The following is an 11,558-nucleotide window of genomic DNA, read 5'->3' as shown; positions in this document are numbered from 1 at the left end:
CCCTGCCGATACTGCCGGCGACCGCCACCGACCGGCGGCTGGAGCGTGCAATGTCCTTCCTGATCGTGCTGGCGGCGCTGGCCTTCCTGATGCTGGTGGCCTACCGCGGCTACAGCGTCATCCTCTTCGCCCCGGTCGCGGCACTGGCGGCAGTGCTGCTGACCGATCCATCGCTGGTCGCGCCGATGTTCACCGGCTTGTTCATGGACAAGATGGTCGGCTTCCTCAAGCTCTACTTCCCGGTGTTCCTGCTGGGCGCGGTGTTCGGCAAGCTGATCGAGCTGTCCGGCTTCTCCAAGTCCATCGTGTCAGCCACCATCAAGGTGGTCGGTGCCCAGCGCGCCATGCTCTCCATCGTGCTGGTCTGCGCGCTGCTGACCTACGGCGGCGTGTCGCTGTTCGTGGTGGTCTTCGCGGTGTATCCGTTCGCGGCCGAACTGTTCCGCCAGGGCAACATCCCCAAGCGCCTGATCCCGGGCACCATCGCGCTGGGGGCCTTCACCTTCACCATGGATGCCCTGCCCGGCACGCCGCAGATCCAGAACATCATTCCCACCGCCTTCTTCGGTACCACCGGCTGGGCCGCGCCGGTGCTGGGCACCCTGGGCGGGGTGTTCATCCTGGCCATCGGCATGACATACCTGGAATGGCGCCGCCGCGTGGCCGCGCGCAACGGCGAGGGCTATGCCGATGGCGGCGAGCTGCGCAACGAACCGGAGCCCTTTCGCGGACAACGCCTGGCGCACCCGCTGGTGGCCCTGCTGCCGCTGCTGCTGGTGGGCGTCTCCAACTTCGTGTTCACTCGCTGGATCGGCGCGCTGTACGGCAGCTCGCACAGCTTCGTGCCGGCAGTGATCGGCAACCCCGCGCCGGTGGTGCAGGAAGTGTCCAAGGTCGCGGCGATCTGGGCCGTGCAGGGCGCGCTGCTGGTGGGCATCGCCTGCGTGCTGGCCTTTGCCTGGAAGCCGGTGGTGGCCAGCTTCGCCGAGGGCACCAAGTCGGCCATCGCCGGGGCGCTGCTGGCCTCGATGAACACCGCCTCCGAGTACGGCTTCGGCGCGGTGATCGCGGCGCTGCCCGGCTTTCTGGTGGTCGCCAACGCGCTCGGCGCCATTCCCAATCCGCTGGTCAACGAGGCGGTCTCGGTCACCGCACTGGCCGGCATCACCGGTTCGGCCTCCGGCGGCATGAGCATCGCCCTGGCCGCCATGGCCGAGAGCTTCATCGCCAACGCCCAGGCGGCCGGCATCCCCATGGAGGTCCTGCACCGGGTAGCCTCGATGGCCTCCGGCGGCATGGACACCCTGCCGCACAACGGCGCGGTCATCACCCTGCTGGCGGTCACCGGCATGACCCACCGCCAGTCCTACAAGGACATCTTCGCCATCACCCTGATCAAGACGATGGCGGTGTTCGTGGTGATCCTCGCGTACTACCTGACCGGCTGGGTGTAGCCGCCGCCGGCCGCCTCGACCCCGCGCCGAGGACGGACCGTATCGTGGTCCAGCATCCAATCCGCTGCCAGGTCCAGGGTCCATCCTGGTCCCTGGTAACGGCCATCGACCCGATGGACCGGCCCGGCGACCGTTGCTGTTTTCCAGTCGCCCGCGAGCAGCACCCCGCGCTCGATGGTCAGCATTCCCCAGTCGTCGCGGATGACCGCGCGCGGATAGACCGTGCCATCCGGTGGCAACGCGAACACGGTGCGCGGGTCGAACTCGATGCTCATGCGCACCAAGGGCAGCCGCAAGCGTGGGGCGTCCACCAGTTGTGCGCGCCACAGGGCCGCCTGCTGATCGTGCGACTGAGCGATGGCGGTCTCCTCACTGCGGATCTCCCGCTCGCCATAGCGCTCGCCGGCCAACGCGGCATCGGGCAACGGCCCTTCGATGGCACTCCGCAACAACGTCCCTAGGTCGCCGTCGGGCCGCAGGCCCAGTCGCCATCCCGGTGCCAACGCGTCCAGCAGCAGGCCGTAGGCCGGGCCGGATGCGTAGGCGAAGCTGCGCACGTAGCCACGTCTGCGATCGTAGTCTTCCAAGGTGGCGATGGCCGACACCGCCGGATCGCCCGCATCGCCCAGCCGCTTGCCCGTGTATTCGGCCAAGCCCTCGTTGAGCTCCAGCGCGTTCTCGCGCGCGGCGGCGCCCTCCACGCGTTGACGACGCCAGGTGCGAAACGCCAGGGCATCTGCAACCGCCGCCCGACGCTGGGCACCGGTGCTGCGCAGCGCTTGCGCGAGCGCCCGCCACTCCAGCCGCAGTCCGACACGCCCATCGAACTGGTCCAGGTGTTCGGGTAGGGGCGCCACCGGCGGTGGCAATCGCTCGGGCTGGATGCGGTGGAAGGCCTCGTGCATCAGTAGCTCGGCGCGGGCCTGCCGCTCCTGCGGGAGCGGCAGCTGCAGCATCGTCCATCGCAGCCCGGCCCAGTCGGTGGCGGTATTGGCGATGCCGATCTGCTCGGGCAAGCGCCCCACGAACACACCGTGCTGACGCTGCAGACCCTGCCCGGGCACATCGCGGTCAGCGAACAAGGTGCGCGTGTCGCGCTCGACCAGCATGACCGGGCCGCACAGATCGTGGTCCCACAGCCTTCCGTGGTCGCGCTCGCACAGCATCCGGTACTCGTCGATGGTCGCGGCGGCGGACACCACCAGCTCGGAGGAAGCTTCCGGGGCGACTGACTGCCCCTGTGCGGGGAAGACGGCGGCACCACCGCCGAGGAACAGCCAGCAGAGGAAACGCGACATCGCATGCTTGCTCATGGGTCAATCCGGGAAGCGTCTGGACAGCCATTGCAGCGCGGTGTGGTATCGCATCGATGCCCCACCTGTATCGCCGCGGCCGATCGCGACACAATCGCGATACGTCTGTGATCTATGAAACGCGCATGGCAGGCAAGGACAACCGGATCGTCGTGGTCGAGGACGACGAAAGCGTGCGCGAGGCCATCGTCGCTTACCTGCGCCGACATGGTTTCCACGTGCTGGGCACCGATGACGCCGCCGGCCTGGATGCCTTGCTGCGCAGCCAGCCCGCTGATCTGGTCATCCTGGACATCATGCTGCCTGGCGAGGACGGCCTGTCGATCTGCCGGCGCCTCAGCCAGGACGGTCCGCCCGTGCTGCTGCTCAGCGCCCTAGTCGAGGTGACCGATCGCGTGGTCGGCCTGGAGCTAGGCGCGTTCGACTATCTCGGCAAGCCGTTCGACCCCCGCGAACTGCTTGCGCGGGTGCGCGCCATCCTGCGCCGACAGGCACCGCGCCCACCCGCATCGACGCGCCCCTATCTGTTTTCCGGCTGGGTGTTCGAGGCCGACTCCCACCGCCTGACCGCACCTAACGGCGCCGAGCTGGCACTGACCGCAGGCGAAGCCCGGATGCTGCTGGCATTCGTGCGCCATCCCCACCGGGTGCTTAGTCGCGACCGTCTGCTGGACCTGACGCACGAGGCCGTGGAGGGTCCTTTCGACCGCGCGATCGATCTGGCCGTCAGCCGGCTGCGGCGGCGCCTGGCCGCAGCCGGCGGCGCCGCCCTGATCGAGACCGTACGCAGCCTGGGCTACCGCTTCCAAGCGCCGGTGACGCGGACGTGAGGCCGCTGCCGCTCCTGGCGCAGGTGGCGACGTTAGCGCTGGCCACCCTGGTGCTTGCTTTCGCCCTGTGCTTCGGCATCGTGCTGGCCACGCCCATGCCTGCGCCTATCCGCATGAGCGTGCGCGAGGCCGTGGCGGCATTCGACGGCCAGCACAGTGCCCGCTTCAGGGTCGCACCGGGCGATCCGCCGTCCTGTCCTCGCGTCGCACAGGTGGAGGCGGCGCTGGCGCAGGCGGCACACGTCCGTCCGCCGCGGGTGCGCGCCTGCTGGCTGGACACGCCCGGTGCCGGCAAGGCCAGCGGCAACGGACAGAGCGTGATTCTGATCGGCGAGCGCGCCCTGCTGGTGGACAGCGACGAACGCGGCTTCCAGATGCGCTATGGCGCCGATGCGCGGCCCGGCCCGGACACGTCCCTGCCTGCTTTCAGCGCGGCGCTCCGGGGCCAGGACGGGCGCTGGCGGACCCTGACACCTGTGGACCAACGGTTGGCGGGCTGGCGGCTGCGGATGATCGCGGCATTCGCCGTGGCGATGGCGTTGCTGGCGCTGCCGGTGTGGTTCGCCGCCAGGCAGCTTTCCAAGCCGATCCAGCGTTTGGCGCGCGCGGCGGCGGCGAGCGAGCTGGACAGCGGCGCCGGCTTTCCGCTCGATGGCCCGCCCGAACTGCGTGCAGTCGGCGAGGCCATGAATGCCATGCACGCCCGCCTGGCCAGTCATGCCCGCGAACGCGTGCAGGCGTTCGCGGCCATCGCGCACGACCTGCGCACACCACTGACCGCGCTGCGCATCCGCGCCGAGCTGGTCCCAGGAAACGAGCGCCTGCGCATGATCGGCGACCTCGACCGCATGGCCGCGATGATCGACCAGATGCTCGCCTATGCGCGCGCGCAGGCCCAGCCAGCACGGCTGCAAGCGGTCAACCTCGAGGCGCTGGTGGAGGCCATCGCTGCGGACCGGCAGTCGCTGGGCCAGGAGGTGGCCTTCGTGCCGGGAGGTGCAGATGCGCATGTGCAGGCCGACGCCGACGCGCTGCACAGGGCGGTCGATAATCTGCTCGACAACGCGCTGCGCTTCGCCGGCAACGCCCGCCTTGCCATCGAGCTGCGCGCGGACTGGGCCAACCTCCACATCGACGACGACGGCCCTGGCATCCCCGAAGCGCAGCTGCCCGGCATCACCACGCCGTTCAGGCGACTGGAGGACTCGCGCAGTCGTGCGACAGGCGGCGTCGGCCTTGGCCTGGCGATTGCCGAGCGCATCGCTGAAGCGCATGGCGGGATGCTGGTGTTGGCCAACCGTCGCCCGCGTGGCTTGCGGGTCACGCTCCGTCTGCCCCGGCATTGAAGCCTGGAGCCCCAGCATCAGGTTTGATCATCACCGGGCTCGGCCATCGGCAGCTGCGGCGGCCTGCGGCGGCCGATCCGAGACGAGGGCGGTTTACGCAGCAAGGCCGCATCTGTGCTCGGGCTTGGCGAAAAAATGGCTCTGCTTGCACCGGCCAGCGCCCTGGCCGGAGGCGTATGTTCCACACTCCACACAAAAAGAAAGCGGGCCAATGGCCCGCTTTCCTCATGCAGCATCGAACGTGTCGGCTTACTCGGCCGGCACGCCCTCGCCTTCTTCCACGGCCTTCATGGACAGGCGGATACGGCCCTGCTTGTCCACTTCCAGCACCTTGACCTTGACCACGTCGCCTTCCTTCAGCTTGTCGCCGACCTTCTCCACGCGCTCGTTGGAGATCTGCGAGACGTGTACCAGGCCGTCCTTGCCCGGCAGGATGGTGACGAACGCACCGAAGTCCATGATCTTGGCGACCTTGCCTTCGTAGATGCGGCCCGGCTCCACGTCCGAGGTGATCTGCTCGATGCGGGCCTTGGCGGCCTGCGCGGCGGCGTTGTTGACCGAGGCGATGACGATGGTGCCGTCGTCCTGGATGTCGATCTGGGTGCCGGTTTCCTTGGTGATGCCTTGGATGGTGGCGCCGCCCTTGCCGATCACTTCGCGGATCTTGTCCGGGTGGATCTTGATGGTCAGCAGACGCGGCGCGTACTCGGACAGCTCCGAACGCGGCGCGGTCAGGCCCTTGGACATCTCGCCGAGGATGTGCAGACGGCCGGCCTTGGCCTGCTCCAGCGCCTGCTTCATGATCTCTTCGGTGATGCCTTCGATCTTGATGTCCATCTGCAGGGCGGAGATGCCCTCGGAAGTACCGGCCACCTTGAAGTCCATGTCGCCCAGGTGGTCTTCATCGCCCAGGATGTCCGACAGCACCACGAAGCGGTCGTCTTCCTTCACCAGGCCCATCGCGATACCGGCCACCGGCGACTTCACCGGCACGCCGGCATCCATCAGCGCCAGCGAGGAGCCGCAGACCGAGGCCATCGACGAGGAGCCGTTGGACTCGGTGATTTCCGAGACCACGCGGATCGTGTACGGGAAGGCTTCCAGGGTCGGCATCACCGCCAGCACGCCGCGCTTGGCCAGGCGGCCGTGGCCGATCTCGCGACGCTTGGGCGCGCCGAAGCGGCCGCACTCACCCACCGAGTACGGCGGGAAGTTGTAATGGAACAGGAAGTTGTCCTTGTACTCGCCGGCCACCGCGTCGATGACCTGGCCATCGCGCGCGGTGCCCAGGGTGATCGCCACGATCGCCTGGGTCTCGCCACGGGTGAACAGGGCCGAGCCATGCACGCGCGGCAGCACGCTGGTCTGCACGGTGATCGGGCGGACGGTGTCCAGCGCACGGCCGTCGATGCGGACCTTGGTGTCCAGCACCGAGTTACGCATGGTGCTGTATTCCAGCTCGCCGAACTCCTTGGACAGCTCGGCCGAGGACCAGCCTTCGGACTCCACGCGGCCGGCCAGCGATTCGATCACGTCCTTCTTGATGGCCGAGATGGCATCGCGACGCTGCAGCTTGTCGCGCACCTGGAAGGCCTCGGACAGCCTGCCACCGACGGCTTCCTTCAGCGCCGAGATCAGCGCCTCGTTCTTGGCCGGGGCGACCCAGCTGGACGGCTTGGTGCCGGCTTCCACGGTCAGCTCGTTGATCGCGTTGATCACCTTCTGCATCTCGCGGTGACCGAAGGTCACGGCGCCCAGCATCACTTCCTCGGACAGCAGCGCCGCTTCGGACTCGACCATCAGCACGGCGTTGGCGGTACCGGCCACCACCAGCTCCAGCTGCGATTCCTTCAGCTCGGACACGGTCGGGTTGAGGATGTACTCACCGTTCTTGTAGCCGACCTTGGCCGCGCCGATCGGACCCTTGAAGGGGGTGCCGGCCAGCGACAGGGCGGCCGAGGCGCCGATCAGGGCGGCGATGTCGCCGTCGATCTCCGGGTTCAGCGACATCACCGTGGCGATGATCTGGACCTCGTTCTTGTAGTCCTCGGGGAACAGCGGGCGGATCGGGCGATCGATCAGGCGCGAGATCAGCGTTTCCTTCTCCGTCGGCCGGCCTTCGCGCTTGAAGAAGCCACCCGGGATACGGCCGCCGGCGTAGAACTTCTCCTGGTAATCCACCGTCAGCGGGAAGAAGTCCTGCCCTTCGCGCGCGCTCTTGGCGGCAACGGCACTGACCAGCAGCACGGTGTCGTCCATCTTGACGATGACGGCGCCGCTGGCCTGGCGGGCGATTTCGCCGGTCTCGAGGGTGACGGTGTGTTTGCCGTACTGGAAGGTCTTGGTGATTTTTGCCACGTGGGTTTCCTAAGGGTCTCGAATCTGGTTTGACACGGCTGCGGCCCCTGCCGCCTCCGGCTGGCTGCCGTATTGCAGCCGATGTTGCAGTGCGTTTTTCCTGAACAGCAGAAAAACGAACCGCGGCGCATCACTGCGCCGCGGTTGGTGTTCTTTTCTCAGCGACGCAGACCCAGCTTCTCGATCAGGGCCTTGTAGCGCGGCGCATCCTTGCGGTGCAGGTAGTCCAGCAGGCTGCGGCGGCGGTTGACCAGCTGCAGCAGGCCGCGGCGGCTGTGGTGATCCTTCTTGTGGGTCTTGAAGTGCTCGGTCAGCATGGTGATGCGCGCGGTCAGCAGGGCGACCTGGACTTCCGGCGAGCCGGTGTCGTTGGCGCCGCGCTTGTTGTCTTCAATGACTTTCTGGGTGTCGATGGACATGGTGTTCTCGATTAGATGCGGGGCCCGCAGAAGCGACGGTCATGTCCACCGTGCGCACCACTGGCTCGCCGACTGCTCAATGAAAAGGCCCGTGACTGTGGACGGGCCGACGTATGCCTGTAAAAAGGCCGCAACAGTGTAGGCCTTCGCCCCGCCCGGAACAAGCCTGAACTGGTCGTTCACGCCGGATTGGCGGCCCAGTTGAACAGGCGTTGCGGCGCCAGCTGGCCTTGCGCGCTCAGCTGCGCCAGGCCGATCGGCTGGCCGCTGGCGCTGAATACGGCCACCTCGCCGGGCTCACCGGGAACGCCGGACAGGCGCTGGCCCAGGCGCAGGCGTGCGGCGGCCTCCTCGGTCAAATCGATCCGCGGCCAGGCCGCCAGCCCGGCCTCCAGCGGCAGCACGCAGGCCTCCAGGCTGGCCGGGTCGCGTTCGGCCAGGGCGTGCAGCTCCTCCATGGTCCACATCCGCGGCTCCACGAAGGGCTCCACCCATAGGCGTCGCAACGCCGCGACATGGGCGCCACAGCCCAGCAGCTCGCCCAGGTCGCGCACCAGGCTGCGCACATAGGTGCCCGAGCCGCACTCCACGCGCAGGCGCAGCAGCGGCTGGCCTCCGTCCAGCAGATCGGCGGCCGACTGCAGCTCGAAGCGGAAAACCTGCACCGGCCGGGCCTCCACTTCCACCAGCTCGCCCCGCCGCGCCTTGGCGTACAGCGGCTCGCCGCCACGCTTGAGCGCCGAGTAGATCGGCGGGCGCTGCGTCAGCTCGCCAGTCAGTTGCCGCAACGCCGCATCGATTTGCGCAATCGTGTAGCCCTGGATCGGACGCTCGCGCAGTACCTGGCCCTCGGCATCGTCCGTATCGGTGACCTGCCCCAGGCGCGCCACCGCGTCGTAGGCCTTGCTGGCACCCAGCAGGCCGCCGGCGATCTTGGTCGCCTCGCCGAAGCACAGCGGCAGCAGGCCGGTGGCCAGCGGATCCAGGCTGCCGGTGTGGCCGCCCTTTTCCGCGCGCAGCAGCCGCCGCGCGTCCTGCAGCGCCTGGTTGGAGCTCACGCCGGTGGGCTTGTCGAGCAACAGGATGCCGTCGAGACGGCGGAATCGAATCTTGGGCCGCATCGTGCGAGTGTGCTCCAAGGTCGCCACGAAGGCGAAAAAACAAAGGGCCCGCCCATGGCGGACCCCGCGATGTCCAACAGGGGCGCGTGCGCCGCCCGTCCGCCTCAGCGTGAGGTCGCGTCCGGCGCCGGGTCGGCCTCGTCCTGGTCCTGCTCCGGCAGCGGCGGGTGTTCCTTCAGCAGATGCTCGATGCGCTCGCCCTTGTCGACCGAATCGTCGTACTGGAAGTGCAACTCCGGCACATGGCGCAGCTTCATCGCCCGCGCCAGGGCCATGCGGATGTCCTTGGACAGCTCGCGCAGCCCCTTGACCGCCTCGGCCGAACGCTCCGGCATCAGCGCGGTGACGAACACCTTGGCATGGGCCAGGTCGCGCGTGACCTCCACGTCGGACACGCTGACCGAAGGCAGCCGGTGCTCGCGCACCGCCTCGTGCACCAGGGTGCCCAGTTCGCGACGCAGCTGGGCGCCCACGCGGTCGGTGCGATGGAAAGACTTTTTCATAAGACCTGAAGACTGGCGGAGAGGAACGAGTGGAGAGAAACGAGGAACGAGTGAAAGCGGAGCGAGATCGACGGCTGACAAGCACTCGTTTCTCGTTTCTCCTCACTCGTTCCTGACCTCATCACAGCGTGCGCTGCACTTCGATGCGCTCGAAGCACTCGATCTGGTCGCCGGCCTTGACGTCGTTGTAGGCCTTCACGCCGATACCGCACTCGGTGCCGTTGCGCACTTCGTCCACGTTCTCCTTGAAGCGGCGCAGCGATTCCAGTTCGCCCTCGAAGACCACGGTGTTGTCGCGCAGCACGCGGATCGGCTTGGAGCGCTTGACCACGCCCTCGATGACCATGCAGCCGGCCACCGCGCCGAACTTGGAGCTGCGGAACACATCGCGCACCTGTGCGATACCGATGATCTCCTCGCGGATCTCCACGCCCAGCAGACCGGACGCCACCTGCTTCACCTGATCGATCACGTCATAGATGATCGAGAAGTAACGCATGTCCACGCCGTTGGCTTCGACCAGGCGGCGTGCCGACGCGTCGGCACGCACGTTGAAGCCGATGATCGTGGCCTTGGAGGCCGTGGCCGAGTTGGCATCGGACTCGGTGATGCCACCGACGCCGGCGCTGATGATGTTGATGCGGATGTCCTCGTTGGACAGCGCCACCAGCGAATGGCGCAGCGCTTCCACCGAGCCCTGCACGTCGGCCTTGATGATCAGGTTCAGGCTGAGCTGGCCATCGCCCTTGCCCAGCTGGGCCATGATGTCTTCCATGCGGCTGCCGGCCGAGGCCACCAGGCGCGACTCGCGGCGCTTGGCATCGCGCTGCTGGGCCACGTCCTTGGCCAGGCGCTCGTCGTCCACCACCACGAAATCATCGCCTGCATCGGGCACGCCGGACAGACCCAGCACCTGCACCGGGATCGACGGGCCAGCCGAGGCCGGCTGGCCGCCGGTCTCGTCGAACAGCGCGCGCACGCGGCCGTACTGCACGCCGCACACCAGGTAATCGCCCTTCTTCAGCTGACCCTGCTGCACCAGCACGGTGGCGACCGGGCCGCGGCCCTTGTCCAGCGAGGACTCGATGACCGTGCCGGTGGCACGCCCATCGGGCACCGCGGTCAGTTCCAGCACCTCGGCCTGCAGCGAGATGGCGTCCAGCAGGTTGTCGATGCCCTGGCCGGTCTTGGCCGACAGCTCGATGAACTGGGTGTCGCCACCGAACTCCTCGGCCACCACTTCGTGGGTCAGCAGTTCGTTCTTCACCCGCAGCGGATCGGCGGCGGACTTGTCGATCTTGTTGACCGCCACGATCAGCGGCACGCCGGCCGCCTTGGCCTGCTGCACCGACTCGATGGTCTGCGGCATGACGCCGTCATCGGCCGCCACCACCAGCACGACGATGTCGGTCAGCTTGGCGCCGCGGGCGCGCATGGCGGTGAACGCGGCATGGCCGGGGGTGTCCAGGAAGCTGATGACGCCCCTGTCGGTTTCCACGTGGTAGGCGCCGATGTGCTGGGTGATGCCGCCGGCTTCGCCGGTGGCCACCTTGGTGCGGCGGATGTAGTCCAGCAGCGAGGTCTTGCCGTGGTCGACGTGACCCATGATGGTCACCACCGGCGGACGCGGCGAGCGGTCGCCCTGCACGTCTTCCACATGCGCCAGCAGCGCGTCCTCGGCGTTGGCCTCGTTGGCACGGGAGACCTTGTGGCCCAGTTCCTCGGCCACCAGCTCGGCGGTGTCGTAGTCGATGGTCTGGGTGATGGTGGCCATCACGCCCATCTTGAACAACGCCTTGACCACCTCGCCGCCCTTGAGCGCGAGCTTCTGCGCCAGGTCGCCGACGGTGATCGCCTCACCGATGGTGATATCGCGCACCACCGGCGCGGTCGGGCGCGCGAACTGGTGGCTGCCCGAGGCGCTGCGGCTCTGCTCGCTGCGACGGTTGGGCTGGCCGGCGCGCGGCTTGCCGCGCGAGGCGCCGCGACGGGCACGGTCGGCCGCCGACAGGTGCAACTGGCCGGCGAAACGCTGGGTGCTGTCGTCATCCTCGACGCCGGCCACCATCGCATGCGAACCGCGGGTCTTGTGGCGCGGCGTGGCCGGGGCGGCACGCTCCGGCTCGCGGCGCGGCGCCGGGGCCGGTGCCGGCGGACGCACGGTGCGGGCCGGACGCGCGGCGTCGGTCCCGGCGGGGGCATCGGCGCCGGCTT

9 protein-coding genes are annotated in these 11,558 nt (G+C 68.2%); 3 read left to right on the top strand and 6 right to left on the bottom strand.

Annotated features, from left to right (window positions below):
- Positions 1 to 50: 50 nt before the first annotated feature.
- Positions 51 to 1,454, top strand: a complete 1,404-nt coding sequence (locus tag EPA99_RS03330) for a GntP family permease (protein ID WP_129469795.1) — start codon at positions 51 to 53, stop codon at positions 1,452 to 1,454.
- Here the strand turns inward: EPA99_RS03330 and EPA99_RS03325 are convergent.
- A complete protein-coding gene (locus EPA99_RS03325; protein ID WP_129469794.1) occupies positions 1,433 to 2,767 on the bottom strand; it encodes a hypothetical protein in 1,335 nt (444 codons plus the stop codon). The genes EPA99_RS03330 and EPA99_RS03325 overlap by 22 nt on opposite strands.
- A 56-nt stretch (positions 2,768 to 2,823) precedes the next feature.
- On the opposite strand from EPA99_RS03325, the gene EPA99_RS03320 reads away from it, so the two are divergent.
- Both EPA99_RS03320 and EPA99_RS03315 read left to right on the top strand, forming a co-directional pair.
- Entirely contained in the window at positions 2,824 to 3,597 is a 774-nt protein-coding gene (locus tag EPA99_RS03320; RefSeq protein WP_338325374.1) for a response regulator, read from the top strand.
- A gap of 119 nt (positions 3,598 to 3,716) precedes the next feature.
- On the top strand, positions 3,717 to 4,943 hold the full coding sequence (locus tag EPA99_RS03315) for a sensor histidine kinase (RefSeq protein ID WP_164978548.1): 1,227 nt from the start codon (positions 3,717 to 3,719) through the stop codon (positions 4,941 to 4,943).
- A 249-nt stretch (positions 4,944 to 5,192) separates the two neighbouring features.
- Here the strand turns inward: EPA99_RS03315 and pnp are convergent, their stop codons facing one another.
- From pnp to infB, 5 genes are all read right to left on the bottom strand, one after another.
- Positions 5,193 to 7,301, bottom strand: a complete 2,109-nt coding sequence (gene pnp, locus EPA99_RS03310; protein ID WP_129469792.1) for a polyribonucleotide nucleotidyltransferase — start codon at positions 7,299 to 7,301, stop codon at positions 5,193 to 5,195.
- Positions 7,302 to 7,459: 158 nt separating this feature from the next.
- Positions 7,460 to 7,720: a 30S ribosomal protein S15 gene (gene rpsO / locus EPA99_RS03305; RefSeq protein WP_129469791.1), complete on the bottom strand. Its 261-nt coding sequence runs from the start codon at positions 7,718 to 7,720 to the stop codon at positions 7,460 to 7,462.
- A 179-nt stretch (positions 7,721 to 7,899) separates the two neighbouring features.
- Positions 7,900 to 8,841 (bottom strand): tRNA pseudouridine(55) synthase TruB, encoded by a 942-nt coding sequence (gene truB, locus EPA99_RS03300; RefSeq protein ID WP_129469790.1) that lies wholly within the window; start codon positions 8,839 to 8,841, stop codon positions 7,900 to 7,902.
- Positions 8,842 to 8,945: 104 nt separating this feature from the next.
- Positions 8,946 to 9,344 carry a 30S ribosome-binding factor RbfA gene (rbfA, locus tag EPA99_RS03295; RefSeq protein WP_129469789.1) on the bottom strand — a complete coding sequence of 133 codons (399 nt, stop codon included), beginning with the start codon at positions 9,342 to 9,344 and terminating at the stop codon, positions 8,946 to 8,948.
- A gap of 121 nt (positions 9,345 to 9,465) precedes the next feature.
- Positions 9,466 to 11,558: translation initiation factor IF-2 (gene infB / locus EPA99_RS03290; protein WP_164978547.1), on the bottom strand; the 2,093-nt coding region annotated here is incomplete at its 5' end.

It is taken from the genome of Pseudoxanthomonas composti, assembly GCF_004122095.1.
Lineage (GTDB): Bacteria > Pseudomonadota > Gammaproteobacteria > Xanthomonadales > Xanthomonadaceae > Pseudoxanthomonas_A > Pseudoxanthomonas_A composti.
This window is presented reverse-complemented; position numbering and strand designations above follow the sequence as displayed.

What these genes read in the sequence shown, in the direction of transcription:
- EPA99_RS03330 (WP_129469795.1), top strand. Translation starts at nt 51, where the DNA reads ATGTCCTTCCTGATCGTGCTGGCGGCGCTGGCCTTCCTGATGCTGGTG.
- EPA99_RS03325 (WP_129469794.1), bottom strand. Translation starts at nt 2,767, where the DNA reads ATGAGCAAGCATGCGATGTCGCGTTTCCTCTGCTGGCTGTTCCTCGGC.
- EPA99_RS03320 (WP_338325374.1), top strand. Translation starts at nt 2,824, where the DNA reads ATGCCCCACCTGTATCGCCGCGGCCGATCGCGACACAATCGCGATACG.
- rpsO (WP_129469791.1), bottom strand. Translation starts at nt 7,720, where the DNA reads ATGTCCATCGACACCCAGAAAGTCATTGAAGACAACAAGCGCGGCGCC.
- truB (WP_129469790.1), bottom strand. Translation starts at nt 8,841, where the DNA reads ATGCGGCCCAAGATTCGATTCCGCCGTCTCGACGGCATCCTGTTGCTC.
- rbfA (WP_129469789.1), bottom strand. Translation starts at nt 9,344, where the DNA reads ATGAAAAAGTCTTTCCATCGCACCGACCGCGTGGGCGCCCAGCTGCGT.